General features: G+C 74.8%; 24 protein-coding genes. 7 read left to right on the top strand and 17 right to left on the bottom strand.

All coding sequences use genetic code 11. The features are described 5' to 3' along the window. Positions 1-133 precede the first annotated feature (133 nt). The 5 genes from ACWEPX_RS16670 to ACWEPX_RS16650 are packed head-to-tail and all read right to left on the bottom strand — an operon-like array spanning position 134 to position 4931. Entirely contained in the window at positions 134-1165 is a 1032-nt protein-coding gene (locus ACWEPX_RS16670) for a methyltransferase (RefSeq protein WP_451898048.1), read from the bottom strand. 30 nt (positions 1166-1195) lie between these two features. Continuing rightward, complete coding sequence (locus ACWEPX_RS16665; protein WP_451898047.1) at positions 1196-1453, bottom strand: acyl carrier protein; 258 nt, start codon at positions 1451-1453, stop codon at positions 1196-1198. Next, positions 1450-2670, bottom strand: coding sequence for a ketosynthase chain-length factor (locus ACWEPX_RS16660; RefSeq protein WP_451898046.1), 1221 nt, complete (start codon positions 2668-2670; stop codon positions 1450-1452). Before ACWEPX_RS16660 ends, ACWEPX_RS16665 begins: the two co-directional genes overlap by 4 nt. Next, entirely contained in the window at positions 2667-3929 is a 1263-nt protein-coding gene (locus ACWEPX_RS16655; RefSeq protein WP_451898045.1) for a beta-ketoacyl-[acyl-carrier-protein] synthase family protein, read from the bottom strand. The genes ACWEPX_RS16660 and ACWEPX_RS16655 overlap by 4 nt, the downstream gene beginning before the upstream one ends. Before the next feature lie 57 nt (positions 3930-3986). Continuing rightward, complete coding sequence (locus tag ACWEPX_RS16650) at positions 3987-4931, bottom strand: SRPBCC family protein (RefSeq protein ID WP_451898044.1); 945 nt, start codon at positions 4929-4931, stop codon at positions 3987-3989. 107 nt (positions 4932-5038) lie between these two features. Here ACWEPX_RS16650 and ACWEPX_RS16645 point away from each other — a divergent pair, with 107 nt between their 5' ends. Continuing rightward, positions 5039-5488: a nuclear transport factor 2 family protein gene (locus ACWEPX_RS16645; protein ID WP_451898043.1), complete on the top strand. Its 450-nt coding sequence runs from the start codon at positions 5039-5041 to the stop codon at positions 5486-5488. A gap of 2 nt (positions 5489-5490) precedes the next feature. On the opposite strand, the gene ACWEPX_RS16640 is transcribed toward ACWEPX_RS16645, so the two are convergent. After that, a complete protein-coding gene (locus ACWEPX_RS16640) occupies positions 5491-6258 on the bottom strand; it encodes a cyclase family protein (protein ID WP_451898042.1) in 768 nt (255 codons plus the stop codon). Further along, positions 6258-7838, bottom strand: coding sequence for an FAD-dependent oxidoreductase (locus tag ACWEPX_RS16635; RefSeq protein WP_451898041.1), 1581 nt, complete (start codon positions 7836-7838; stop codon positions 6258-6260). The genes ACWEPX_RS16640 and ACWEPX_RS16635 overlap by 1 nt, the downstream gene beginning before the upstream one ends. 92 nt (positions 7839-7930) lie before the next feature. Between ACWEPX_RS16635 and ACWEPX_RS16630 the strand changes: the two genes are divergently transcribed. From ACWEPX_RS16630 to ACWEPX_RS16620, 3 genes are all read left to right on the top strand, one after another. Beyond that, positions 7931-9490, top strand: a complete 1560-nt coding sequence (locus ACWEPX_RS16630; RefSeq protein ID WP_451898040.1) for a class I adenylate-forming enzyme family protein — start codon at positions 7931-7933, stop codon at positions 9488-9490. A 168-nt stretch (positions 9491-9658) separates the two neighbouring features. After that, entirely contained in the window at positions 9659-10447 is a 789-nt protein-coding gene (locus ACWEPX_RS16625) for an AfsR/SARP family transcriptional regulator (protein WP_451898039.1), read from the top strand. Between the two features lie 78 nt (positions 10448-10525). Continuing rightward, the gene (locus ACWEPX_RS16620) at positions 10526-10774 is read left to right on the top strand and encodes a WGxxGxxG family protein (RefSeq protein ID WP_451898038.1); all 249 of its coding nucleotides are present in this window, start codon (positions 10526-10528) and stop codon (positions 10772-10774) included. A 124-nt stretch (positions 10775-10898) separates the two neighbouring features. Here ACWEPX_RS16620 and ACWEPX_RS16615 read toward each other — a convergent pair whose 3' ends face one another. After that, a complete protein-coding gene (locus ACWEPX_RS16615) occupies positions 10899-11537 on the bottom strand; it encodes a ComEA family DNA-binding protein (protein WP_451898037.1) in 639 nt (212 codons plus the stop codon). A 58-nt stretch (positions 11538-11595) separates the two neighbouring features. Next, positions 11596-14232 (bottom strand): BTAD domain-containing putative transcriptional regulator, encoded by a 2637-nt coding sequence (locus tag ACWEPX_RS16610; protein WP_451898036.1) that lies wholly within the window; start codon positions 14230-14232, stop codon positions 11596-11598. Between the two features lie 122 nt (positions 14233-14354). Here ACWEPX_RS16610 and ACWEPX_RS16605 point away from each other — a divergent pair, with 122 nt between their 5' ends. Continuing rightward, positions 14355-14819 (top strand): hypothetical protein, encoded by a 465-nt coding sequence (locus ACWEPX_RS16605; RefSeq protein WP_451898035.1) that lies wholly within the window; start codon positions 14355-14357, stop codon positions 14817-14819. A gap of 59 nt (positions 14820-14878) precedes the next feature. Here ACWEPX_RS16605 and ACWEPX_RS16600 read toward each other — a convergent pair whose 3' ends face one another. Further along, positions 14879-15655 (bottom strand): class I SAM-dependent methyltransferase, encoded by a 777-nt coding sequence (locus ACWEPX_RS16600; protein WP_451898034.1) that lies wholly within the window; start codon positions 15653-15655, stop codon positions 14879-14881. 5 nt (positions 15656-15660) lie between these two features. Continuing rightward, positions 15661-16032 carry a DUF5997 family protein gene (locus ACWEPX_RS16595; RefSeq protein WP_451898033.1) on the bottom strand — a complete coding sequence of 124 codons (372 nt, stop codon included), beginning with the start codon at positions 16030-16032 and terminating at the stop codon, positions 15661-15663. A 36-nt stretch (positions 16033-16068) separates the two neighbouring features. Between ACWEPX_RS16595 and ACWEPX_RS16590 the strand changes: the two genes are divergently transcribed. Further along, positions 16069-16731: a LysR substrate-binding domain-containing protein gene (locus ACWEPX_RS16590; RefSeq protein WP_451898032.1), complete on the top strand. Its 663-nt coding sequence runs from the start codon at positions 16069-16071 to the stop codon at positions 16729-16731. 50 nt (positions 16732-16781) lie between these two features. Here the strand turns inward: ACWEPX_RS16590 and ACWEPX_RS16585 are convergent, their stop codons facing one another. The 4 genes from ACWEPX_RS16585 to ACWEPX_RS16570 form a co-directional block, all read right to left on the bottom strand. Next, entirely contained in the window at positions 16782-17954 is a 1173-nt protein-coding gene (locus ACWEPX_RS16585) for an amidohydrolase (RefSeq protein ID WP_451898031.1), read from the bottom strand. Next, complete coding sequence (locus tag ACWEPX_RS16580; protein WP_451898030.1) at positions 17951-18577, bottom strand: GntR family transcriptional regulator; 627 nt, start codon at positions 18575-18577, stop codon at positions 17951-17953. The genes ACWEPX_RS16585 and ACWEPX_RS16580 overlap by 4 nt, the downstream gene beginning before the upstream one ends. Positions 18578-18597: 20 nt before the next feature. Further along, a complete protein-coding gene (locus ACWEPX_RS16575; protein ID WP_451898029.1) occupies positions 18598-19515 on the bottom strand; it encodes a hypothetical protein in 918 nt (305 codons plus the stop codon). 89 nt (positions 19516-19604) lie between these two features. After that, positions 19605-20186: a vWA domain-containing protein gene (locus tag ACWEPX_RS16570; RefSeq protein WP_451898028.1), complete on the bottom strand. Its 582-nt coding sequence runs from the start codon at positions 20184-20186 to the stop codon at positions 19605-19607. 138 nt (positions 20187-20324) lie between these two features. Between ACWEPX_RS16570 and ACWEPX_RS16565 the strand changes: the two genes are divergently transcribed. Then, positions 20325-23252 carry a tetratricopeptide repeat protein gene (locus ACWEPX_RS16565; RefSeq protein ID WP_451898027.1) on the top strand — a complete coding sequence of 976 codons (2928 nt, stop codon included), beginning with the start codon at positions 20325-20327 and terminating at the stop codon, positions 23250-23252. A gap of 3 nt (positions 23253-23255) precedes the next feature. Here ACWEPX_RS16565 and ACWEPX_RS16560 read toward each other — a convergent pair whose 3' ends face one another. Then, positions 23256-24209 (bottom strand): LysR family transcriptional regulator, encoded by a 954-nt coding sequence (locus ACWEPX_RS16560; RefSeq protein WP_451898026.1) that lies wholly within the window; start codon positions 24207-24209, stop codon positions 23256-23258. 69 nt (positions 24210-24278) lie between these two features. Beyond that, entirely contained in the window at positions 24279-25466 is a 1188-nt protein-coding gene (locus ACWEPX_RS16555) for a helix-turn-helix domain-containing protein (RefSeq protein ID WP_451898025.1), read from the bottom strand. Positions 25467-25483: the final 17 nt, after the last annotated feature.

The raw sequence follows: 25483 nt of genomic DNA, 5'->3' as shown, positions 1-25483 counted from the left end.
GCGTGAAGAGCGGCGATGCGGGCGAAGCCCGTTCACGCCCCCGCAAGTTTAGCGGCGCTTCGCTCCCCGCGAATGCAAGTCCACCCCATCGGACAGGCTTAGCGGGGCGCGTTCTGCCCGCAGCCGGGCGGCATCACTCGGGCTTTCGAGCCACCACCACATGATCCCGCGCAATGGTGTCCGACACGAACCACCGATCCACCTCAAACCCATGCCGCCCCAACAGCTCAAAGCACTCATCCACGCTGAACGGCTGGTGATCATCCCGGATCATCGTGCTGTTCAGCCGCCGCAGCAACGTGTCGTGGTCCTTCAACGCCGGATCCACCAGCGCGTCGTACACCACCAGCCACCCGCCGGGCCGCACGGCGTCAAAGCACCGCTTCACCAGGTGATCGCGCTCCGCCTCCGGCCAATCCGGCAGCACGTGCCCGATCACCACCACATCCGTCACCGGCAGCGGCCGCGCGAAGAAGTCGCCGCCCAAGAACTCGACCCGATCCGCCACCCCCAGCTCCGCCACCAGCTCATCGAACAGCGGCTCCAGCACCGGCAGGTCCACCACATACCCCCGCAGGTGCGGGTTCGCCAGCGCGATCCGCGCCGCCAGGTTCCCCCGCGCCCCGCCGATGTCGGTGAACGTCGTGCTCCCGCTCCAGTCGAAGTGCCTGACCAGCTCGTCGGCCATGAACCCGTTGTGCGCGTCCACGTGCTGCATCAGCCTGCGGGCGCGTTCCGGGTCGGCGTAGAACTCGATGAACGCCTGCGTGCCCTCCGGGCGGACGTCGGATTTGCCGTGCCCGTCCCGCAGCGCCTCCACCAGCCTGCCCCAGGCGTGGTAGTGGACCCGCGCGTGCTGGCTGGCCGTGCCGCCCAGGTAGGTCGGCGAGGTGGAGACCAGGAACTCCGCGGCGTCCTCGCTGTCGCGGTAGGCGTCGCCCTCCCGGTCGAGCAGGCCCATGTCGACCATCGCGTCGAGGTAGTCGCTCAGCAGCCGGTGGCGCAGGCCCAGCCGGTCGCGGATCTCGTCGGCCGTGGCGGGCTCGGTGGCCAGCAGGTCGAACAGGCCGAGGTCGACCCCGCTCTGCAGCACCTTCGACCGGAAGTAGCCGTTGTTGATCTCCATGATGGCACGGGCCCGCGCCACCGGGTTCGGAACCGACATCAGTCGTTTCCCTTTCTGTCGGGTCGGCAGTCAGGCGGGCTGGCCGAGGTGGGCGTTGACGACGTCCAGCAGCTCGCGCGGGGTGGAGACCTCGCCGACGAGGTCGTCCGGCAGGCGGATGGCGTGGTCGCGCTCGATGCGGCCCGCGGTGTTGAACAGCGCCAGCGAGTCGTAGCCCAGGTCGTCGAAGGGGACGTCCAGGATGTCGCCGTCGAGGTCGACGGCGTCGTCCGCGCCCGCGCACTCGCGCAGCAGCCGGGTCAGCTCGGCCAGGGTCATCTCGGTCATCTGCGGTTCCTTCCTCCGCGGCGCCGCACGAGCAGCGCCGAGTTGAACCCGCCGTGGCCGCGGGCGAGCACCAGCGCGCAGTCCACCCTGGCCGGGCGCGGGTCGTCGCGGACCAGGTCGAGCACATCGGCGAACCGGGGGCGGCCGATGTGGACGGTGGGCGGGATGACACCGTCGCGCAGGGCGAGCAGGGCGGCGGCCACGTCGAGCGCGGCCCCGCCGCCGAGCAGCCTGCCGGTCATCGTCTTGGGCGCGGTCACCGGCACCCGGCCGGGGCCGAACAGCTCCACCAGGGCCGCGACCTCCTGCCGGTCCAGCTCCGGCACGCCGCTGGCGTCGGCGAAGACCACGTCGACGTCGGCGGCGGACATCCCCGCGTCGGCCAGCGCCAGCTCGGCCGCGCGGCGCAGGGCGGGCGGGCGGCCGGTGTCCGGGTGCGGGTCGAAGGTGGCGGCGTAGCCCGCGACCTCGCCGTAGCCGCCGTCGGCCGCAGCCGGGTCGGCCAGGACCAGCAGCGCCCCGCCCTCGCCGGGGACGAACCCGCAGGCCTCGGCGTCGAAGGGCAGGTAGGCCCGCCGCGGGTCGGCGGCCGGGCTCATCCGGCCCGAGCGGGTCAGGCACAGCCACCCCCACGGGCACAGCGAGCCGTCCACCCCGCCGCTGACCATGACCGGCGTCCCGGTGCGGATGTCGCGGCGGGCGATGCCGATGGCGTCGAGCCCGCCCGCCTGCTCGGTGACCACCGCGCCGCCCGGCCCGCGCAGGCCGTGGCGGATCGAGATCTGCCCGGTGTTCACCGGGTAGAACCAGGCGAAGGACTGGTAGGCGCTGACGTAGGTGCTGTCCTTGCTCCACAGCGCCTCCAGCTCGCGCTGGCCGAACTCGAACCCGCCCCCGGAGGCCGCGGTCACCACCCCGCAGCCGAAGCGGCCCAGCGCGGCGGGCTCGACCCCGGCGTCGGCGAGCGCCTCCTCGGCGGCGACCAGCGCCAGGCGGGTCATGTGGTCGGTCTGCGGGAGCAGCCTGCCCGGCAGCAGCTCGGCCGCATCGATCTCGACCTCGCCCGCGACCTGGGCCCGGTAGCCGCTGGTGTCGAAGCGGCGCACGCGGTCGATCCCCGGACGCCCGGCCAGGGTCGCCGCCCAGTACCGCTCGACGCCCAGGCCGTTGGGGGCGACCACGCCCAGCCCGGTGACCACGGGCGCGGCGGTGCTCACCGCGCCCTCCCCGGCGCCGTGAGCACCATCGCGCTCTGGAACCCGCCGAACCCGCTGCCCACGTTGAGCGCCACGTCGACGCGGTGCTCGCGGGCGGTGATCGGCACGTAGTCCAGGTCGCACTCGGGGTCGGGCTCGACGAGGTTGGCCGTCGGCGGCACCACCGAGTGCTCGATGGCCAGCGCGCACGCGACGGTCTCCAGCGCGCCGATCGCGCCGAGGGAGTGCCCGACCATCGACTTGATCGAGCTGATCGGGGTGCGCCGGGCGTGCTCGCCGAGGCTGGCCTTGTAGGCGGCGGTCTCGTGCCGGTCGTTCTGCTTGGTCGAGGACCCGTGGCCGCAGATGTAGTCCACCCCGCTCGGGTCGATCCGCGCGGCGGCCAGCGCGGCGGTGATCGCCGCGGCCAGCTCGGCGCCGTCGGGCCGCAGGCCGGTCATGCTGTGGGCGTTGCAGCGGCCCGCCGCCCCGGCCAGCTCGGCGTAGACGTGGGCGCCCCGGCGGCGGGCCCGCTCGCCCTCCTCCAGCACCAGCACCGCGGCGCCCTCGGCGAGGGCGAAGCCGTTGCGGGTGCGGTCGAACGGGCGCGACGCGGTGCCCGGCTCGTCGTTGCGCGGCGTGGTGGCCTTGATCGCGTCGAAGCAGGCCACGGTGATGGGCGAGATCGGCGCGTCGGACGCGCCCGCCAGCACCACGTCGACCACCCCGTCGCGCACCAGCTCGGCGGCGTGCACGATCGCGTCGATGCCGGAGGTGCAGCCGGTCGGCACGATCGCCGTCGGCCCCTCGGCCCCGACCAGCCAGGCCAGCTCGACGGCCATCGAGGAGGGCAGGAAGTAGTCGTAGAGGTAGGGCGAGCCGTGCCGGTCCTCGACCAGCCAGTCCCGCCCCTCGTCGCTGACCACGGCGTACTCCTGGTCCAGGCGCTGGGTCATCCCGCACGCGGTGCCGATGGACACCCCGGTCCGCTCGGGGACGACCCCGCAGGCGACCCCGCTGTCGGCCAGCGCCTCGCGGGCGGCGACCACGGCGAACTGGGTGGTGCGGTCCCACATCCGGATCTGCCGGTGGGTCAGCCCGGCCAGCCGCGGGTCGAAGTCGCACTCGGCGGCCACCCGGGAGCGGAACCCGGTGGCGTCGAACAGCGAGATCGGCCGGGTGGCCGAGCGCCCCGCGGTGAGCAGCTCCCAGAACTGCTTGGCGCCGATTCCACCGGGGGCCACCACGCCCAGCCCCGTCACCACGACCTGCCTGTCCATCGTCCGCACCTCGCCCTGTCTCGCCGTCCGCCTGACCGCCGTCCGCCCGCAGCGCCGCTAGTAGCCCGCGCGCTTCTCGGCGTACTCCTTGGCCAGCCGCAGGTTGCTCGTGCTGTTGGCGCCCAGCACCCGCCGCAGGTACTTGCGGGCCTGCTCCAGCGTCGCGCCCTCGCCGAAGAGGTGGAGCATCGATTCCTTGATGACGGCCACGTGCCGCGCCGTGGCGATCACGCCCTCGGGGGTCTGCTCGAAGCGCCAGTGCCCGGTGTGGGAGTCCAGCGCCTTGGGCGGCTGGACCTGCTTGTAGACGATCAGGCGCGGGGCCAGGCAGATCCGCACCGAGCGGGTGGTGTGCTGCGCGCCCTCGGGGGTCCTGGTGTCCATGTCGAAGAACTGGACCTCGGGGGTGGGCTGGGTCATCTCCAGCCGGGACACGTGCGGGATGCGCTCGGGCCACTTGTCCGCTTCGTACAGGTAGGCGTAGATGTCGTTGATGTCGCCCGCGATGAACACCGAGTCGTCGAAGGCGATGGTGCGCCGGTCGAGGTCGGACTGGTTCTCCGCGGCGTAGCGCAGCGACGCCAGGTGCGCGTCCGCGCCGCGGCGCATCGACGCGAGCCGGTCGGCCGCCAGGGCGTCGTCCTCCGCCAGCAGCGAGAACTCGTGCCGCATCCGCACCTCGGTCGACCCGCCGGGCAGCGGCCGGAAGGTGAACCCGCCGCCGACGTGCTCGAACGGCTCCGCGGCCGGTTCGTGGGCGAACTCGATGCCCTCCGCGGTCTGGTAGCGGCGGGCCTTCCAGCTGCGCACCGAGTCCTCGCCCGCCAGCGACCAGAACTGGATCAGCTCGCCGTCCCCGCCGTCGGCGACGCGCTCGGCGTGCACCGCCGGGCCGTGGAACCGCGGCCACCTGGCGAAATCCATGGCGACGTCGCGGACGACCTCGGGCGGCGCGGCGACGACCACCTCGGTTTCGGTCACGTGCTTCTTGTTCGTCAGCACCTGGCGCTCCTCGTTCGGGGCTTGGCATAGGGGTGCCCCCAGCCTGCTCGACCGCGCTGGAGCGCCGCTTGAGCCCGCTTCGACTGCTCCCGGGCAGAGTCGGGTGCATGAGCATCCGGTACGCGGACGACGCGGTCGACATCCCGTTCCACGAGATCTACGTTGCGGTGCAGCAGTTCTACGCGCGGCAGATGCAGCTGTTCGACACCGGCGCGGGCGAGCCCTGGGCGGCGACGTTCACAGTGGACGCGGTGATGACCCTGCCGAACCTGCCCGAGCCGATCCGCGGTCGGGCCGCGCTGGCCACCGTGCCCGGCCGCGCGGCGGGCGCGGCGGCGCAGGCGGGCGAGGTGCACCGCCACTGGCACGGGATGGTCGACGTGACCCCGCGCCCGGACGGCGCCCTCGACGTCCGCTGCTACTCGCTGGTCATCGCCACCGGACCCGACGGCAGCTCCCGCATCCACCGCGTCTGCGTCTGCCAGGACGTGCTGGTGCGCTCAGGCGCCGACCTGCTCGTGCAGTGCCGCAAGGTCACCCGCGACGATCTGGGCTGAGATCAGTCGAAGATGGCGACGGCGCGGGCCCAGCCCGCGCCTGCGCGGGCGATCTTCACCGGCAGGCACGAGACGGTGAATCCCGTGCTGGGCAGCAGGTCCAGGCTGCCGAGGCGCTCGATCTGGCAGTACTCGCGCTCGCGGCCGACGAAGTGGGCGGGCCACAGCACCGAGCGGTCGCCGGTGGCGCGGTAGCGCTCCAGCATGCTGGGGAACGGCGCGTCCAGGCTGAAGGCGTCGGTGCCGATCACCAGGACGCCCAGGTCCAGCAGCAGGTGCGTCGCCTCGGCGTCCAGGCCGACGAAGTCGGTGAAGTACTTGGGGGTGCCGAAGACCAGGTCGGCGCCCGTGCGCAGCAGCACGATGTCGCGCGGGCGGGGGGTGTAGCCGATGCGGTCGAACTCGCGGCGCAGGTGGTCGGCGCCGACCGCGCCGACCGGGGCGTCGCTGAGGTCGAGGACGACGCCGGGGCCGATGAACCACTCCAGCGGCATCTCGTCGATGTGCCGAGGCGTGCCGTAGCGGGCCTTGGTGCCGTAGTGCGACGGCGCGTCGACGTGGGTGCCGGTGTGGGTGGTGCAGGTGATCGTGTCCAGCGACAGCAGCTCGCCGTCGGGGAGGACGGCGGGGTCGAACTCGATGCCGTGGCGCTCCAGCATGCCCTCGGCCATGTGCCGCCCGCCCTCGGCGCACGTCATGACCTCGTGCACGACCGGGTTCGGCTCCCACACGTCGGCGTCGATCGGGGTCGAGATGTCGATGATGCGCATCAGGCGGTCAGCTCCATTCCAGGGGCGGCGGCGGGCAGCAGGTGGAAGCGGCGCAGCGCGGCGTCCAGCGGCTCATGCGGGCCGAAGCGGCCTGCCAGGTAGCCGTCCGGGCGGATCAGCACCGCGCCGCCGCGATCGATGCCGAGGTCGCGGCGCAGCCGCCGGTCGGGGTCGGGCAGCGGGTGGGGCCCGCCGCCGATGCCGCGCACCGAGACCGCCGCGCCGTACTGGCGGTCGAGGCCGCCCAGGTCGTCGCCGGGGACCGCGACCAGGGTCCACCGCGGGTCGGCCAGCTCGGCGCACAGCGCCCGCCAGCCCGGGCTGGCCTGCTCGGTCTCGGCCGAGCAGGCCAGCCGCGATCCCGGCTTGAGCCGCCCGTCGCCGGGCTCGGTGAGCGGGCTGTCGGCGTAGCTGAGGGCCAGGCCGGACATCGCCCGCAGGATCTTGCGCTCCACCACCCGCCGCAGGGGCGGGATGGTGTTCACCGCGGCGACCACCACCGGCAGCAGCGGCTTCGGGATCGGGATGCCCGCGGCGGGGGCCAGCACCGTGGTCGCGGTCTGCGTCGAGCGCAGCAGCTGCGCGCCGACCTCGACGCGCTCGGCGTCGTAGCTGTCGAGCAGGGCCTCCCCGGCGTACCCCCGGATGACGTCGGCGAGCTTCCAGGCCAGGTTGACCCCGTCCTGCACCCCGGTGCACATCCCCTGCCCCGACGCCGGGCTGTGCACGTGCGCGGCGTCGCCCGCCAGGAAGCACCGGCCCTCCCGCATCCGGTCGACCATGCGCTGGCGGACCAGGAACTCCGACGACCAGCTCGGGCGCTCCACGACGATCCGGGCGCCCATCGCCGCCGACACCCGCTCGGTGAACCAGTCGGCGAGGGCTTCGGGGTCGTTCTCGCCGCCGGTCATGTCCACCAGCCGCCACCGGCCGGGGGTGGGCAGCGGGACCAGCAGGATGGTGCCATCGGGGGTGACCAGCAGGTGCAGGCTGTCCCTGGGGATGTCGCCGTGCACCACCGCGTCGGCGGCCAGCCAGGTCCGCGACGACTCGCCGACCAGGCCGATGCCCAGCCCGGCGCGCACCGCGCTGCGCCCGCCGTCCGCCCCGACCAGCCACGGCACCGGCTGCTCGACCGCGCGCCCGTCCGGCAGCAGCAGCCGGGCCAGCACGTGGTCGCCGCGCTGGCGCAGCCCCTGCAGCGCGGTCGACCACTCGACGGCCACCCCCAAGCCGAGCAGCCGCTCGCGCAGCACCCGCTCCACCTCCACCTGCTCCACCTGGAGGGTGAACGGGAAGCGGGTCGGCAGCTTGCGGTAGTCGGTGCCCAGCCGCAGCAGCCTGCGGCCGCCGCGGTGCACGCTGAACCGGCTGACCCGGTGGCCGCGGGCCAGGATGTCGGGCAGCACCCCCATCTGGTGGTAGACCTCCAGGGTGCGGGCGTGGTTGGCGGTCGCCCGGCTGGTCGTCGCCGGGCCGTCGGCCCGGTCCACCACCCGCACCGAGACACCGCGCCTGGCCAGTTCGTGCGCAACCGTCAGCCCGACGGGTCCAGCTCCGACTACGAGGACATCAACCATGCCCGGCACCCTGATCGCGCCCGCTCGATTCCCGCTGGAGCCGGGCTCGCGGCTCGACGGCCGATCGAACCGCCGCTGCCAGCCTCGCGCGCATGACGACGACGAAGGCCCTGAGCATCGCCTGCGGACCACCCCTGGAGACCGTCGCCGGGCTGTGCGAGGGGCCGCGCATCGATGACCCGCTGCGCCGCGCTGCCGCCCGCGTCCCGGACAAGGCCGCCGTGGGCGACCTCGCCTTCGCCGACCTCGACGACCGCGCCACCCGCATCGGCTCAGCCCTGCGCGCCCTGCTCCCCGAGCCGGGCGTCGTCGCCCTGGCCATGGTCCTGCACCCGGCCTACGCGCTGGGCTTCTACGGCATCGCCCGCTCCGGGCACGTCAGCGCGCTGGTCAACCCGCTGCTGCGGGCCGACGGCCTGGTGCACGTGCTCGGCGCGAGCCGGGCGCGCGCGGCGGTCGTGCCCCCCGACGTCTACGACCGGCTCGCCCCCGTCCGCGACCAGCTCCCGGCGCTGCGCGAGCTCATCCTCACCGAGCCCGACGAGGCCCACCCGGGCGTGCCCGCCCTGGCCGACCTCGCCGCCGAGAACCGGCCGCCGGTGCGCCTGGACGACGACCCCGGCGCGGTGGCCTGCCTGCAGTTCACCAGCGGGACGACGGGCGCGCCCAAGGGGGTGCGGCTGACCCACCGCAACCTGACGGTGAACGCCGCCCAGACCGTGCACGGCCACCAGCTCACGGCGGATTCGGTGCTGTTCAACTACCTGCCGACCTTCCACCTCATGCACCTGAGCATCGGCGTCGCCGCGATGGCCTCGCACGTGCTGTTCCCGGACGAGGACACCCCGGCGATGGCCGCGGCCGCCCGCCGCTGCGGGGCGACCCACCTCTACAGCCTCCCGGTCCGGCTGGCCCGGCTCGCCGCCGACCCGCACCTGGCCGCGGTGCGGATCCCGACGCTGCGGGCGGTGCTGTCCGGCGGCTCGGCCCTGCGACCCGACCGCGCCGAGGCGCTGGCCCGGCGCCTCGGGGTGCCGGTGGTGCAGGGGTTCGGCATCGCCGAGGCCGCGCCGTGCACCCACCTGGCCGACCTCGACCGACCGCGGACGGGCTCGTCCGGGGTGGTCGTGCCGGGGGCGGAATGCCGGGTGGTCGACATCGACACCGGCGCGGTCGTGCCGATCGGGGAAACCGGCGAGCTCCAGGTGAAGGGCCCCCAACTCATGGCCGGTTATCTGGACCGCGACATCGATGCCGATCTCCAGCCGGGCGGGTGGTTCGCCACCGGGGATATCGCATTCCTCGACGAGGACGGATATCTGTTCGTCGTCGACCGGATCAAGGACGTATTCAAGCGCGACAACTGGTTGGTCGCGCCGGGCCGGATCGAGGCCGTCCTGCTGCGCCACCCCGACGTCGCCGACTGCGTCGTCTTCGACCACCCGGACGAGTTCTCCGGCGCGGTCGCCCACGCGCTCGTCGTGCCCGCCCGCGCGACCGCGGACGCGGCCAGGATCAAGGAGTTCGTCAACCGGCAGGTGCCGCACTTCGAGCAGGTCGAGCACGTGGAACTGGTCTCGGCGATTCCGCGATCACCCACCGGGAAGGTCTCCCGCAGCGATCTCCGCAAGGCGGCAATTGCGCGTTCGTGAATGGGTGTCGACCGGGTGAATCCACTGGCGACGAACGGGATCAGAGTTGCGTGCCCGGAAAGTCAACTCGATGCTGGGACATGCTTTGCGGTTCGCAACCTGTCCGGTCCCGCCTCGCCGCGGGGTGACCTGAGAGCGATCCACATGAGATTCAAGATCCTCGGGCCCATGGAAGTGACGCACGCGGGCCGGGTCTGCACACCCACGGCGACGAAGGTGCGGTGGACCCTGGCTTTCCTGCTGCTGCGCGCCAACCGGATCGTCGACACCGCGTCCCTGATCGACGAGCTGTGGGGCGACCACCCGCCGCGCAGCGCGCTGACGACCATGCAGACCTACATCTACCAACTGCGCAAGATCTTCAGCCAGGTCGCCGCGCGGGACGACCGCGCGGTGCCCCGAATCCTGACCCGCTCACCCGGCTACACGCTGCAGATCGATGACGAGGCGCTCGACGCCCGGGTCTTCGAGCGGCTGCTGAACCAGGGCCGCGACCTGCTCGACTCCGGCAACCCGGAGGAGGCGTCGCGGACCCTGCGCTCCGCGCTGGACCTGTGGTGCGGCCCCGCGCTGGCCGACATCCCGGCGGGCAGGCTGCTGGAGGCCCACGTGACCCACTTCGACGAGCTGCGGATCAAGGCCCTGGGCCTGCGCATCCGGGCCGACCGGCAGCTGGGCCGGGCCGCCGAGCTGCTGCCCGAGCTGCGCTCGCTGGTCAGCAGCCACCCGCTCAACGAGTGGTTCCACGGCGAGCTGATCAAGGCGCTCACCGCGACCGGCAGGCGGGGCGAGGCCCTGCAGGCCTACCAGGCGCTGCGCCGCATCCTGCACGACGAGCTGGGCCTGGAGCCGTCACCGGCGATGCGCAGGCTGCACCAGCAGCTGCTCACCGGCGACAGCCCGCCGATCCCGGTCATCCCGAGCCAGGAGCGGCGCAGCCCGGCCTCGGTGCGCTGATCTCACCCGTCGGTGGCGCATGGGCCGCCGGGTCCGGCGGTACCCGGTGCGCTCGACCACCGAATCGGAGGTTCCCGCATGGACACCGCGAAGCGCCTGCTGCTGGCAGCCGTCCTGGCCGTGGCGGTGGTGGGCGCGCCCACCGCCGCCGCGGCCGACCCCTCCCCCGCGGTCAGCGCCCAGGACACCACCACGCACGACGACGATGACGGCAGCAGCGGCAACTGGGGCCTGCTGGGTCTGGTCGGCCTGCTGGGCCTGGCCGGTCTCGCGGGCCGCAAGCGCACCATCCACCACGTGGACGACCGCGGCGCGCCGGGCCGCTGAGGTGCGTGTCGGCCGCACCCGGGTGGAGTTCCTCGGCGGCCGGGCGGGCTGCCTGACCATGCTGGTGATCTCGATCGTCCTGTCGGTCCTGCTGACCGTGCTGCTGAACGCCGTGCTGTGACGGTCAGCCGATGACGACGCCCCGGTCGCGGATGCGGTCCCAGGCGTCGATCGGCAGGTCGACCACGACGAGCAGCTCGTCGACGCTGGAGAAGCGGCCCTGGGCCGCGACGATCCGCTCCGCCTCGGCCTGCGAGAGCCCGACGGTCGCGGCAATGGCCTGCGCCGGGGCGGCCGCGAGGTCGACCAGGCCGCCGTCGTCGTAGGTCCGGGGGTGGTCCGGGCGGCCGATGCCCAGCTCCCTGGCCATCATCGGGTCGCGCGCGGCCAGCTCCCTGGCCTGCTGGCGCCGCTCGCGCGCGGCGAGCACCTGCGCGACCGCCGGGTCGACCGGCTCGACCACGGGCTCGCCGTACACCGCGACCCGCAGCGACCTCAGCTGCAGGCAGGCGGTCACGACCAGCACGATCACGGCCAGCCCCACCAGCGCCGAATACTTGTCCTTCACCTGGTTGTCGAGTTCGGCCAGCGTCACGAGCCCGGAGCAGGCCAGCCCGTAGACGCCGACCCACACCCACGCGGACGGGCGCCGCAGCCGCAGCGCCGCGTGCAGGAAGGGGACCACCGACAGCACCCCGGCGGACAGGATGACCACGGGGTAGTACCACCGCCCACCCAGGCGGCTGCGAACTGGCGCGGTCACGGCGTCCTCCCCCGGGCGTGCGGTCTCGCCAGAGGGTATCGATGCGCGGGGGCGTCCGTTACAGCGGGCGCGGGCCGTGCATGGCCGCCTGCGCGCGGGCGATGCCCTCGGCCGCACGCTCGGCCTGCCTGCGGTAGCCGACGCGGCGGGCGGTGGTGTGGGCGCGGCGGTGGTGGGCCAGGGCGGTGCGGGGGTCGTCGGTGCGCAGGCAGGCCGTGGCGAGGGTGTTGTCGGCCATCACGAGCAGCAGCGGGTGGTTGATGTCGGCGAGGATCGCGCACGCCCGGTCGGCGTGGGCGCGGGCGGCGGTCGGGTCGCCGTTGATGAGGAGGACCTCGGCGTAGTCGGTGTGGGCCCAGGCGGCGCCGAAGGGGTAGTCGAGCTGCTCAGCGGCGTGCAGGGCTTCCTCTGCGCGGTCGGCGGCGGGGCCGGTGCCCAGCTTGGCCAGGATCAGCGCTTCCTGGGCGGCGCTGAGGACGACGCGGGCGGGGTTGTCGGCGGTGGTGGCGAGGTCGAGGGAGCGCTGGATCGAGGACAGGGCGGCGGGCAAGTCGCCCAGCATCTCCTGGGCGTGGCTGAGGTTGCCCAGCAGCAGCGCCACCACGTCGGGGTCGTCAACCAGGGCGAGGGCGCGGTGGTAGCAGTCCATCGACGCGGCGTACTGCCCGGACATGGCGTGCAGGGCGCCCATCCTGCTCAACGCGGTCGCCGCGGCGGCCGGGGCGGGGACGGGCATCCGCAGCCGCCTGCGGGTGCAGGCGAGCGCCCCGGCGAGGTCGCCGTCGTCCCAGCAGGCGTCGGCGAGGTGGCCGAGGGCGCGGTGCAGGGCGGCGGGGTCGCCCAGCCGGGCGGCGGCGCGGGCGGCGGCCTCGGCGACGGCCCGAAAGTCCTGGTGGTCGCGCAGGTGCGGCGCGGCGTGGTCGGCGATCAGCCACGCCGACTCGTCCCACTCGCGCTCCACCGCCCGCTGGACGACCGCGCGCAGGCTGGACCGCTCCGCGGCGTACCAGTCGCGGCCCCCGCCGGTCCGGTAGTACGCCAGCAGCCGGGCGAAGCCGTCGTCGTCGGACAGCCTGCGGGCGAACTCGGCGAGCAGGTCGTGCAGGCGGTAGCCGCCGTGCTCTGGCTCGACCAGGTGCGCGTCGAGCAGGTCCTCCATCAGCCGTTCGGCCGCGGCGACGGGCAGTTCGGCCAGCGCGGCCGCCGCGGGCGCGGTGATCACGCCACCGGGGTGGGAGCCGAGCAGCCGGAACATCCGCTGCCGCGCGGCGTCGAGCTCGCGGTAGGACAGCTGGAAGGTCGCGGCCACGTCGCGGCCGCCCACGCGCAGCTCGGCCAGCCGGTCGCGCTCCCGGCCGAGCCGGGCCGCCAGGCCGTCGGCCGTCCACTGCGGACGCTGCCGCAGCCGGGCTGCGGCGATCCGCACGGCCAGCGGCAGGTTCCCGCACAGCTCGGCGACACCGGCGTCGGGCCGCCCGGCGACGGCGGCGAACAGCTCCGCGGCTTCCCCGGCGGGCAGCGGGTCCAGCGGCACCGGAACGGCCCCGTCGACCTCCACCAGCCGCCGCCTGCTGGTGATCACCGCGGCGGCGGGCGCCCCCGGCAGCAGCGGCAGCACCTGGCCTGCGTCGGCGGCGTTGTCGATGAGCACGACCAGCCGCCGCCCCGCCGTCCGCGCCCGCCACAGCGCGGCCCGCTCGTCCACGCCCGGCGGCTGCGCGGCGGCAGGCACCCCGGCCTGCCACAGCAGCGTCCCGAGCGCGTCCCCGGGCGCCACGCGCTCGCGGCCGGGGGTGTAGCCGTGGAGGTCGACGTAGAGCTGCCCGTCGGGGAAGCGCCCGGCAGCCCGATGCGCGGCACGCACCGCCAACGCCGTCTTGCCGACGCCCGCCATGCCGTCGATCACCACCGGCGTGGGCAGCGCGGCCACCACCGCGGCCAATTCGGCTGCGCGGCCGGTGAAGTCGGGGATCTCGGCAGGCAGATAACACGGCCTTGTCGGCTCCGCGGCCAGGCTCGTCGGCTCCGCTCCCAGCACGTGCTGGTGGGCCGCGCGCAGGTCCGCGCCCGGCTCGACGCCGAGCTCGTCCACCAGCCGCCTGCGGGTGGCGTGGTAGGCGGCGAGGGCGTCGGCCTGCCTGCCCTGGTGGTGCAGGGCGCGCATCAGCAGGGCGGTGAAGCCCTCCACCAGCGGGTGGCGCGCGACCAGGTCGGTCAGCTCGGCCACGACGTCGTGGCCTGCGGCCACCTGCTCGGCCAGCCGCAGGTGCAGCACGGACAACCGGCGCTCGTCCAGGGCGGCTGCCGCGCCTGCCAGCGCCGGGCTGCCGATCCCGGCCAGGGCAGGACCCCGCCAGCAGGCCAGCGCCTCGGCGTAGGCGCCGCGCTCGACGTGGTGGTCGAAGGCGCGCAGGTCGAATTCGGGCGGGTGCAGCGCGAAACCCGGCCCCACCGCGGTCAGCGCGTCCGGCGGGAGACCGGCGGCGACGAGGGTCCGGCGCAGCCCGGTGGTGACGTTGCGGATCTGGCGGGACGCCGTCGCGGGCGGTTCGCCGTCCCACACCACGTCCACCAGCCGCGACACCGGGACGACGCGGCCCGCGTCGAGCAGCAGGGCGGCGAGCACGCGCTCCTGCCGCGCCCCGACCGGCGCGACGCGGCGGCCCCCGGCGTGCGCCCCCACGGGTCCGAGCACGCGGAACTCCATGATCCGACCCAACCACCGCGCGGCCCGCCGCGATGCGCCCGTGATGCACCTGTGATGCGCCCTCCGCCGAGGCTGGGCGCGAACAGCAACGACGACGGGAGGGATCGCAGATGGGCAAGCGGTTGGCGGTGGCGGGGGTGATCGCCGCGGGCGCGGCGGTGGTGGCCGGGGCCCCGGCGGCGGGCGGCCAGCCCGACCACCGCACGTGCGAGCGGGAGTTCCACCGCGCCGTCTGGGAGGACATGGACAGCTTCAACAAGCGCGACGAGTCCCGCTACCGCGCGATCATCCACCGCGACATGGTCACCGTCGGCCGCACGGGCGCGGTCCACATCGGCTACGACGCCAACGTCCTGCCGGTCCTGGAGTCGTTCAAGCTGCCCTACGAGTGGTCGATGCCGTGGACGGTCACCCACACCGTGGTCACCGGCTGCACCTCCGGCTTCGCCATCCTCGACGCCCGCTACCTCGTCCCCTCCCAGAACGTCGACCGCCACCTCACCATCAGCCTCACCCTGGTCCGCGAACGCGGCCGCTGGCAGGTCATCAAGGACACCGTCACCGACGCCCCCTGACCGGGGCAGCTCTGGGGGTGCGGCGGGGTGGTGGGGATGCTCACCACCCCGCCGCCTGATCAGGCCCGTTCGGCGACGATCAGGATGCGGCGGGTCATGCAGGTTGTGGCGGCGTGCATTTCGTGGAGGGCGGATTCGATGTCGGCGGGGTTGGTGCCGGATTCGGCGGCCAGGGCGTCGATGGAGTCCATGAGGAGGGCGGTGGTTCGGGCGATCCGGTCGCGCCAGTCGTGGGTTTCCTCGTAGGTGCGGACGGTGAAGCCTGCGGCGGTGAGGGCTGGGCGGTGGTCGGGGAGCTGGGGCGGGCGGGCCGCGGGTTGGGTGTGGTAGTCCCAGGTGGTGAGGACGAGGCGGCCGCCGGGGGTGGTGATGCGGGCCAGTTCGGCGAGGGCGGCGGGTTTGTCCGGGGCGAAGGGCAGGGCGTCGACGCTCATCACCGCGTGGCAGGTGGCGTCGGGCAGGCCGGTGGCGGCGAAGGTGCCGAGCTGGAAGGTCGCGCGGTCGGCGAGGCCGAGGGCGGCGGCCTTGGCCCGGGCGGCCTCGACCGCGGGTTCGGCGATGTCGATGCCCACCAGCCGCGCCTCGGTCCTGGCGGCCACCCACAGTCCGGGGCCGCCCTGGCCGCAGCCGATGTCGGCCAGGCGGTCGCCGGGGCGCAGGTTCGACTCGGCGGCGAAGCGGGCGAGCTCGGTGGTGGAGATGTAGCTGTAGGGCTCGACCTCGGCCGGGTACTCCGCGCCGTACACCTCAGCCCAGATACGGGCGTGCACCGCGGACGCAGGCTGGGCGAACACCTCGGTGAACCTGGATCGCCAGTGCTGCTCGCGGGAGTCCACGGCGGTCAGCGCTGCTTGGCGGCGAGGCGCTCGGCTTCCTTGCGGACCTCGGCCTGGGTGGCGCGCTCGCGCTGGAGCCACTCCGGGTTGTCGGCCTTGAGCTGCTCGATCTGGTCGGTGGTCAGCGGGTCGGTGATGCCGCCGCGGGCCAGGCCGCCGATGGAGATGCGCAGCTTGGCGGCGATGACCGGGCGCGGGTGCGGGCCGTTGCGGCGCAGCTCGCGCAGCCACTGCGGCGGGTCGGCCTGCAGCGCGTTGAGCTCGTCGCGGGAGACGACGCCCTCGCGGAACTCCGCCGGGGTGGCGGCCAGGTACACGCCCAGCTTCTTGGCCGCGGTCGCGGGCTTCATCATCTGGGGCGTCTTGCGCGAGGTCATGCGACCAGGGTAACGGGAGGTGGGTAGCCTGCCCGCGTGACCTCCTCGGCCTTCCGCCTCGGCCACGTCCCCGGCGTGACGCCGGACAAGTGGGTGCGGACCTGGCGCGAGCGCTTCGCCCACCTGCCGCTGGACCTGCTCCACGTGCCCGCGGCCGACGCGGCGGCGATGCTCCGCGACCGCGTGCTCGACGCGGCCATCCTGCGGCTGGGCGACCGGACGGGCCTGCACGCCATCCCCCTCTACACCGAGACGACGGTCGTGGTCGCCCCCAAGGACCACGTGATCGCCGCCGCCGACGAGCTGACCCCCGCCGACCTGGCCGACGAGGTCCTGCTGCGCCCGCTCGACGACGTGCTCGGCTGGGCCGACCCGCCCGCCCGCGTCGCCGACGACCGGCCCGAGAGCACCGCCGACGCGCTCAAGCTGGTCGCCGGGGGCCTGGGCCTGCTGGTCGTCCCCCAATCCCTGTTCCGGCTGCACTACCGCAAGGACCTCATCGCCCGCCCGATCGCGGACGCGCCGCAGTCGGTGGTGGCGCTGTCGTGGCTGGAGGACGAGACGACGGACCCGATCGAGCTGTTCATCGGCATCGTCCGGGGGCGCACCGTCAACAGCACCCGTGGCCGGTCAACCCCGACCGTCGCCCCGCCCCGCCGTCCCGCCGGGCCGCGCCGGAGCAAGCCCCGCCGCCGCTAGCAGGGCTGCGCCGCCCGGAGGCCGCAGCCTCCGGGCGGGTCAAGCCGTCGCTAGATCACCAGCTCGCCGTCGCGCACGACCACGCGGCCGCCCGCCACGACCAGCTTCCGGCGGGGTGCGCGGACCAGGGCGTCGGGGACGTTCTCGGCGTCGACGAGCACGATGTCGGCGCGCGAGCCCGGGGTGATGCCGCGGGTGGGCTGGTCGAGGAAGGTGCCCGCGGTGGCCAGCTCGACGGCCCAGGTGAGGTCGTCGTCGGTGCGCAGGCCGTGCAGGCGGGCGAAGCCCTGGGCGATGCGCAGGATGTCGCCGTCGCCGTAGGGCGACCACAGGTCGCGGATGCCGTCGGTGCCCAGGCCGATCGCCACGCCCTGCTCGCGCATGCCGCGCCAGGGCAGCGGGGCGTAGCCGGGGGGCGCGACGGTGGCCCAGGAGATGCCCGCCTCGGCGAGCTGGGCCAGCAGCTCGGCCTGCCGGTGCGGCCGGATGTCGCCGAGGGCGAAGCCGTGGGAGACGGTCACCTTGCCCTGCAGGCCCGTGCGCAGGGTGCGGTCGATGATCAGCTCGTACTGGAACGCGCCCAGCTCGCCGCCGTCGTGCAGGTGGATGTCCAGGCCGACGCCGCGCCGCTCGGCGATCTCGAACAGGCCGTCGAGCTGGGACACCGGGTCGCGGTCGATGGAGGCGGGGTCGATGCCGCCGACGCGGGTGGCGCCCGCGGCCGCGGCCTCGTCGAGCAGCTTGAGCACCCCGGGCCTGCGGACCACGCCGTCCTGGGGGAACGCCACGACCTCGACCTCGACGGCGCCGCCGAGGGCCGCGGCCGCGGCGTGCACGGTCTCGATGCCGCGCAGGCCGACGCCGAGGTCGACGTCGACGTGGGTGCGCGTCGCCGTGGTCCCGTGGCGCAGGAACTCGCTCAGCACGGCGACCGTGCTGTCCAGCCGCGGCATGCCGTACTTGTCCCGCTCGGCGCGCTCGTGGGCGATCGCGTCCTGCGTGCCGCGCAGGTCGCGCGCGGACACCCAGGGCTGGCCCCACCAGCTCTTGTCCACGTGCGCGTGCGCGTTGACCAGGCCCGGCAGCGCCAGCAGCCCGGACCCGTCCACCTTCTCCCCGGTCGCGGTCCCCGCGGGCACCACCTCGGTGATGCGGTCCCCGGACACCACCACGTCCACCGGCTCGCCGCCCCACGGGCGCACATCGGTCAAGCTCCACGTCATGCCGACGATGGTATACCAAATCGCCCGTTCGCCATGTGCCCGGCCACCAGCCGGTCGACCCGCTCGACGTCGCGGTCGGCGATCGCCTCGCACAGCTGCGCGTGCTGCTCGGCGACGGCGACGAGGTCGTCGTGCTGGCCCATGAACCACCGCATCCGGCTGCGCAGCGGCCGGTGCACCTCGATGAGCAGCTCGTTCGCGGCCAGCTCGGTGACGACCTCGTGGAAGTCGGCCGCCGCCCGGCGCGCCAGCACCCCGTCCCCGGCCTTGGCCGCGGCCAGCCCCTCGGCCACCACCACACGCAGCCGCCGCAGCCCGTCACCGGTCCTGCGCTGGGCGGCGAGGCGGAATACCAGCGGCTCGAACGCGGCGCGGACCTCGGCCAGGTCGGAGACGTCGGCCGCGGTGAACTCCCGGACCACCGCCCACGTCCGCGGCCGGGCCACCACCAGCCCCTCGGCGACGAGCACCCGCAGCGCGTCGCGCACGGGCACCCGGCTCACCCCCAGCTCGGCGGCCAGCTCCCGCTCCACGAGCCTGCTCCCCGGCCGCCGCACCCCGTCGATGATCTCGTCCCGCAACCGCCGCACGACCCGCTCGGACTCCGCCTCGAACCCGCCCACGCCACCCCTCCCCCGAGTAGTCAGGGGGTTGGTATACCACAGCCCCCGGTCCACCGGGCGCCGTACGCCAGGCCGGGCACCAGCTTGCGGAACCGCGCGTGCACCTCCCCCGCGCCGTCGACCGGGACCGGGCTGCCGGTCTCGGCCCCGTCCGCCCCGGGCAGCGTCCACACCCGCGGCACGCCCGCCCCGATGCCGAAGCGCACCCGCAGCTCGAACAGCTCCCACGGGTGCTGCGGCACGCACACCAGGTGCGGCCGCAGCGCCTGCGCCGACGGCAGCCGGTAGACCAGCCCGATGTCGTGCGCGGCGCCCCGCTGGATCGGCGCAGGCGGGGTGAGCGCGAACGCGACGCGCCCGTCGGCCGTGCCGCGCGCCCCGACCGTGCCGCCGTACAGCACGCGCACGTCCACCTCCGGGCGGGTGACCTGGATCGGCGCGGCGATCTCCAGCTCGCCGACGCCGTCCTGGTCGGCCACGACCCGCCGCTGCACCAGCACCTCCGGCTGGGCCCGGTCCAGCGCCACCGCCACACGCAGCTCGGTGGTGCGCCAGCCGCCCAGCCGCGCGGGCGGCAGCTCGGCGGCCATCTCGGCGAGCCGGGCGATCGCGTCGTCCACCCGGCGGCGCACCGTGCGCGGGTCGCGGTCGAGGCGCATCGCGGCCCAGCGCACCCGGTCCTGGTACAGCGGCAGCCGGACGCCCTTGATCGCGAAGGCCGCCTGGGCGGGCAGGCCCAGCTCCGGCGGCAGCCGGTCGACCAGCTCGCCCAGCCGGGCGCTGACCTTCTCGCGGATCGCCAGCGGCCCGTCCAGGCCGGTGATCCCGCACGTCGCCCGCAACGTCGGGCCCACCCGCTGATCGATGCGGCTGGCGTGCACGCCACCGCCCTTGCGCAGCGCCTTCAACTCCCTGACCAGCTCCGGGTACCGGTTCACCCGCTCGCCTCCCCTCGTCCAGCGCAGAGGGTGCGGTGGGCGGGTGGACCGGGAGTGGACGCTTGGTGGATGGTCTAGACGTGGATGGTCTAGACGCGGTCGGCGCGCGAGCCCGCCGCCGCGACCGCGACCGCCAGCGCCGCGCCCATGCGGACCCCGTCGCGGCGCAGGAACACCCGGAAGGCGCCGATGCGGCCCAGCGCGTCCGGGTCGGCCGCCCCGATGCCGAAGGCGGCCACCGCGGGCCGGGCGGGCCACCCGGGGTCGGCGAGCGCGGCCAGCGCCGACGGCCAGGCCAGCGGGTCGGTGGCGCGCCCGTCGGAGGTGAAGAACACCACCGGCCTGCTCACGGCCAGCCGCTGCTCCTTGAGCCCGCGCACGTCGCGCTCGACGGTGCGGCGCAGGAAGGCGAACGCGGGCCCGAAGCGGCTGCCCGCCAGCAGCTCCGTCCCGGCCAGCTCGGCCAGCTCGGCGACCGGGCGCAGCGGCTGCAGCACCCGCGCCCGCTCGGCGAAGCCGACCACGCACACGCGCACCCGCGCGGCCGCGGCCGGGTCGGCGTGGACCGCGCCGCGGAACTCCCGCAGCCCGGCGTTCAGCTCGTCCATGTGGTCGGACATGGACGACGACACGTCGAAGACCACGTAGCACGGCAACACGTCGGACCTCATACGACCTCTCCTCTCGGTGGGCGGGCGAGCGTGCCCCGGCCGTGTCGAGCGAACGTGGACGGAAAGCCCATCCGACACACTTCGGCCGCTGCGACGACCCCTGTCAGTGAGATCGGGACCGTGATCGCGGGAGGCGGCGTGGAATTTCGGATGCTTGGTCCGCTGGAGGCGTGGCACGCGGGCGCGCCGGTGCCCCTGGGCGAGCAGCAGCAGCGGTTCGTCTTGGTGGTGCTGCTGCTGCACGCGAACAAGCCGGTGTCCACCGAGCGGCTGACCGAGATCATCTGGGGGGACAACCCGGACCGCCGCACCCTCGTCCGCAACTACATCAACCGGCTGCGCAAGGCGTTCCAGGACGCCGACGACGTGGCGATCGAGACCACGCCGACCGGCTACCTCCTGCGCGTGGGGGCCGACCAGCTCGACACCGCGCGGTTCGAGCGGCTGCGCGCGGAGGCGGCCGCGGTGGCCGCCGACGACCCGCGCCGGGCCGTCGAGCTGCTGCGCACCGCGGTCGGGCTGTGGCGGGGGCGCTTCCTGGAGGACATCGATCCCGACCGGGTGGGCGGCGCGGAGGTGATCCCCCCGCACGACAGCTACCTGGACGCCGTGGGCGACCTCGCCGAGCTGGAGCTGGCCGTCGGCGAGCACCGGGCGGCGCGCGACCGGCTGCGGCACGTGGCGCGCCTGGAGCCGGAGCCGAAGTTCGCGGTGCTGCTGATGCGCGCGCTGCTGGCCACCGGCGACCGGGTGAGCGCGATCCGGGTCTTCCACCGGGCCGCGGCCGCGCTGGCGGAGTGGGGCCTGGAGCCCGGCCACGAGCTGCGCAACCTGCTGGCCAGGGCGCAGCGCGGCGACCCGGCCAGCAGGCTGCCGTCGCGCCCGGGCGGGTTCACCGGCCGGGTCGCGGAGCTGGCGCTGATCGAGGCGGCCGCGGCCAGCGGCCGCCGGGCGGTGTGGGTGAGCGGGGCGCCGGGCGTCGGCAAGACCGGGCTGGCCGTGGAGGCCGCGCACGCCATGCGCGACCGATTCCCGGACGGGCAGTTCCTGGTGCGGCTCAACGGCCTGGGCTCCCACGCGCCCGCGACGGCGGTCGGCGAGGCGCTGACCCACCTGCTGGGCGAGCTCGGCGTGCCGCCCGAGCAGATCCCGACGACGGTGGGCCGCAAGTCCGCGCTGTACCAGGCCGAGCTGCTGGGCACCCGGCGGCTGCTGGTGCTCGACGACGCGGCGTCGCCCGAGCAGGTCCGGCCGCTGCTGCCCGAGGCGGCCGAGTGCCTGGCCATCGTGACCAGCAGGCGGATGGGCGGTCCGGGCGCCGGTGAGCACCTGCGGCTGTCCCCGCTGTCGCCGGACGAGGCGATCGCGTTGTTCGAGGCGTTCGTCGACCAGCGGCGGGTGCGCGGTCGCGCGGCCGAGGTGGGCGCGGTGGTCAAGCGGTGCGGGTACTTGCCCATGCCGATCCGGCTGGCGGCGGCGATCTTCCGCAGGCACGAGCGGTGGCCGCTGGAGCACCTGCTGCGGCTGCTGGAGGAGAGCGGCCCGTGGCGCACAGGCGACGACGGGGACGGCGCGGCCGCGGTGCGGGTGTCCTACGAGCACCTGGACGAGGCGCAGCGGGAGCTGTTCCGGCTGATCGGCCACCTGCCCGGGCCCGACGTCGACGTGGCGGGCGCGGCGGCGCTGGCAGGCCGCGCGGTCGGCTGGGCGCGGGACGTGCTCGACGACCTGCACGAGGTGTGCCTGCTGGAGGAGGTGGTGCCCGACAGGTACCGGATGCTCGACCCGCTCAAGGAGTTCGCCGCGGCCCAGCCAGCCCCGGCCGCGCCAGGGGAGAGCGCCGACGCCCTGCTCCGCATGCTCGACTACTACCTGGTGGCGCTGGAACGCGCGGTGCGGACCGCGTACCCGTTCGACCGGGCCCTTCAGCCCGCCGCGGGCCGGACGTGCCCGGTCGCCCCGGACTTCACCGCGCCCGACAACGCGCAGGTGTGGATCACCGCCGAGCGGGACAACCTGGTGGCCGCCATCCACCACGCGGTCGCCGTCCCTGAGCTGCACCACCACGCCTGGCGGCTGGCGGTGCTGCTGTGGCGGCATTTCCACAGCAACAGCCAGCTCGCCGACTGGCTGGCGACGATGCAGCTGGTCCGGCGGATCGCCGCCGACGACCTCGGCCGGGCGCACGTGCTGCTGCGCCTGGCCACCGCGCACAACCGGCTGGGCAAGCTCGCCGAGGCCCGGGAGCTGGCCGCCGAGGCGCTGCCGGTGTGGACCCGGCTGGGCGACGTGCCCGGCGAGGCGGCGGCGCTGTGCGCGCTGGGCATCCCGACGATGGAGCTGGGCGCGCACGACGCGGCGATCGCGCACTTCGACGCCGCGCTGGGCAGGTTCGAGCAGATCGGCGACCTGCGCGGGCAGGCCCACGCGCTGAGCATGCTCGGCCTCCTCGACGAGCTCCGCGGCGATCTCGCGCTCGCCCTGCGCAGGCACGAGGCCGCGGTGGCGATGCTGCGGGAGGTCGGGCACGCCCAAGGGCTGGCGCACGCGCTCAACAACCTCGGGTCCGTCCAGCAGCAGCTCGGGCAGCCGTCGGCCGCCCTCGCGGGCCACCGGGAAGCCTACGAGCTCGCGCGGCAGGTCAGCGACGACTGCGTGGCCGCCTACGCGCTGAACTACATCGCCAACGTGCACCGGCAGCTGGGCGACCTGGCCGAGGCCAAGCGCCACCACGAGCAGGCGAGGCAGGCCGCGGCCGGGCTGTCCGACGCCGACCTGAGCACCCAGCTCTACCGCGACCGCGGCGCGACCGCGCTCGCCGGGGCCGAGCTGGCCGAGGCGTTCCGCGCCTTCCAGTCCGCGTTGGACCTGGCCGCCAGCACGGGCAACCGCACGCACGAGGCCCACGCCCACCACGGCATCGCGCAAACCCTGCACGCGCTGGGCAGGCACGCCGAGGCCGTCCAGCACTGGCAGGCCGCCGAAGCCCGCTTCACCGACCTCGGCCAGCCCGAGGCGGCGGGCATCCGCGCCGCGCGCGCCTGCCTGGGGTGCGGCTGCGGATGAGGATCAGACCAGGGTCGGCCCGTGGGCGGCCCACCAGCGGGCGTAGCTGGGATTGTGGCTGGTGAGCGACAGGTACGCCGCGGCGACCAGGCGGCGCAGCAGGGCCGGGTCCACCGGGCAGGGGTGGCGCCAGGCCAGGAACCGGGTGGCGACCAGGGGGTCCCCGCGCAGCGGGCGCACGACGATGCCGCGGCCCTCCAGCGAGGTGGGCTGGGCCAGGCCGACGCACTGGCCGTCGGCCAGGAACGGGCGGGCCGAGGAGGCGTCGCCGATCTCGTGGGTGATCCGCGGCTCGAACCCGGCCGCCCCGCAGGCCCAGCGCAGCGCCGCGATGGGCCCGGGGCCGCCGTAGGCGTCGACCAGCCAGTTCTCCTCGGCGAGCGCGGCCAGGTCGACGGTCTCCTGCGCGGCCAGCGGGTGGTGTTCGGCCAGGGCGACGAACACCGGCTCGACGGGCACGACGACCTCGCGCAGCAGGCCGTCGGGCGGCTCGGACTCGAAGCCGGCCACCTCGACCACGAGCGCCGCGTCCAGCCGCCCGCACCGGACCCTGGCCATCAGGTCGGCGGCGTTGGCCTCGCTGTGCACGCGCACCCGCAGCGGGCGCGGGTGCGCGGCGACCAGCCGGGGGACCAGGGCCGCGGCGAGGTAGCCCGGGGCGCAGCCCAGCTCCAGCGCGGTCTCCCCCGCCGCCGAGGCGGGCGGAGCCGCGCTGCGCAGCCCGGCCATCTCCCCCATGACCGCCCGCGCCTTGACCAGCACGGCCCGCCCGAACCCGGTCGGCGCCACCCCGGTGTGCCCCCGCTCGAACAGCGGCGCCCCCAGCGCCCGCTCGATCCGCCGCACCTGGGCGGTCAGCGACGGCTGCGAGACGCCGAGCGCGGTCGCCGCGCGGGAGATGCTGCCCTCGTCCGCCAGCGCGATCAGGATCCGCAGATGCCGGAACTCCAACTCCATGCCGGGCAACATAAACCGACCCGGGCGCGGCGGCGAAGGACCAATGCGCTTACCGACCGGTATGCGGACTCAGTACCGTTGCAGCACGCGGTTCAGCTCCGGGTACACCTCCCGGACCGCGCCGTGGCTGCGCCACCGGCTCAGCGTCCGCGCCAGCTCGCGCAGGTCGAGGCGCACCGTCGCGGAGTCCACGTGGGCGGCGTCCTCGATGACCCCGGTGAGGGTCCGGCAGCTCTGATCGATCTCACCGGACAGCGCGTGCGCCAGCGAGCGGCGGACGCCGAAGCGGGCCCTGGCCCGGCGCGACGTGGCGGGCAGCTCGGGCAGCGCGCCGTCGAGGACCTGCGCCGATTCGCCAGCCCGGCCGAGGTCGCACAGGGACCATCCCCTGGCCAGGGCCATCGGTTCCGGCGCCGTGGTGCCGAGCACCGGGTACGGCCCGTTGTCCACTGTGGATTGCTCGAACAGCTCGCCCGCCCGGTCGAGCGCGCGCTCGAACTCGCCGCGATCGCCTGCCAGCGCGTGCCCCTGGGCCTCGCGCCGGGCCGCCAGCGCCAGCGTCCGCGTGCTCGCCAGCCCGCTGCGCTGGGCCTGCCTGGCCAGCTCGACGGTGCTGATCGCGTCGTGCCGGTAGAGGGCCAGCCCGGCTTCGCGGACGAAGGCGTAGCACTCGACCTCCCGGTCCCCGCCCGCGCCCGCGAGCGTGGCCGCGTGCCGGGTCCACCACAGGGCGGCGCGCTCGTCGCCCGCCTCCTGGCTCATCCACCCGGTGTACTCGGCGATGCGGGCGGCGAGCAGCAGCAGCCGCGACCGGATCGGCTCGGGGTTCTCGGCCGCGAGCCCGTGCACCGTGCGGACCTGGGCCACCAGCGGTTCCAGGACCACCGCCGGGCTGGTCTCGGCGCCCAGGGCGCGCAGGTGCTCGAACGTGGTGCGCATGCCCGCGATCACCCGCTCGTCCGGGGCGGGGCGGGGGCCGCCCGCCAGGGCGATGCCCAGCACCGTCCCGGCGGCGAGCACTTGGCGGCGGTCGACGGTCGGCTCCGGCCGCGCCGAGCGGGCCGCGTCGATCAGCCGCCCGCCCGCGTCCAGCGCGCCGTCGCAGAGCCGGGCCATCGTCTCGTTCGGCGGCTTGAGGTCGTTCTCGATCTTGCTGAGGTAGCTCTTGCTGTAGTTGACGCGCTTGGCCAGTTCGCCCATGGACATTCCGGCCGCCGCGCGCAGTTCGCGCAGCAGCGCGCCAAAGGATTCGACCACGACGCCTCCTTGTCGAG

This window comes from Actinokineospora sp. NPDC004072 (genome assembly GCF_053604195.1).
This window is presented reverse-complemented; position numbering and strand designations above follow the sequence as displayed.

What these genes read in the sequence shown, in the direction of transcription:
- ACWEPX_RS16670 (WP_451898048.1), bottom strand. Translation starts at nt 1,165, where the DNA reads ATGTCGGTTCCGAACCCGGTGGCGCGGGCCCGTGCCATCATGGAGATC.
- ACWEPX_RS16630 (WP_451898040.1), top strand. Translation starts at nt 7,931, where the DNA reads ATGACGACGACGAAGGCCCTGAGCATCGCCTGCGGACCACCCCTGGAG.
- ACWEPX_RS16585 (WP_451898031.1), bottom strand. Translation starts at nt 17,954, where the DNA reads ATGACGTGGAGCTTGACCGATGTGCGCCCGTGGGGCGGCGAGCCGGTG.
- ACWEPX_RS16605 (WP_451898035.1), top strand. Translation starts at nt 14,355, where the DNA reads ATGGGCAAGCGGTTGGCGGTGGCGGGGGTGATCGCCGCGGGCGCGGCG.
- ACWEPX_RS16640 (WP_451898042.1), bottom strand. Translation starts at nt 6,258, where the DNA reads ATGCGCATCATCGACATCTCGACCCCGATCGACGCCGACGTGTGGGAG.
- ACWEPX_RS16655 (WP_451898045.1), bottom strand. Translation starts at nt 3,929, where the DNA reads ATGGACAGGCAGGTCGTGGTGACGGGGCTGGGCGTGGTGGCCCCCGGT.
- ACWEPX_RS16570 (WP_451898028.1), bottom strand. Translation starts at nt 20,186, where the DNA reads ATGAGGTCCGACGTGTTGCCGTGCTACGTGGTCTTCGACGTGTCGTCG.
- ACWEPX_RS16665 (WP_451898047.1), bottom strand. Translation starts at nt 1,453, where the DNA reads ATGACCGAGATGACCCTGGCCGAGCTGACCCGGCTGCTGCGCGAGTGC.
- ACWEPX_RS16635 (WP_451898041.1), bottom strand. Translation starts at nt 7,838, where the DNA reads ATGGTTGATGTCCTCGTAGTCGGAGCTGGACCCGTCGGGCTGACGGTT.
- ACWEPX_RS16645 (WP_451898043.1), top strand. Translation starts at nt 5,039, where the DNA reads ATGAGCATCCGGTACGCGGACGACGCGGTCGACATCCCGTTCCACGAG.
- ACWEPX_RS16620 (WP_451898038.1), top strand. Translation starts at nt 10,526, where the DNA reads ATGGACACCGCGAAGCGCCTGCTGCTGGCAGCCGTCCTGGCCGTGGCG.
- ACWEPX_RS16625 (WP_451898039.1), top strand. Translation starts at nt 9,659, where the DNA reads ATGGAAGTGACGCACGCGGGCCGGGTCTGCACACCCACGGCGACGAAG.
- ACWEPX_RS16560 (WP_451898026.1), bottom strand. Translation starts at nt 24,209, where the DNA reads ATGGAGTTGGAGTTCCGGCATCTGCGGATCCTGATCGCGCTGGCGGAC.
- ACWEPX_RS16595 (WP_451898033.1), bottom strand. Translation starts at nt 16,032, where the DNA reads ATGACCTCGCGCAAGACGCCCCAGATGATGAAGCCCGCGACCGCGGCC.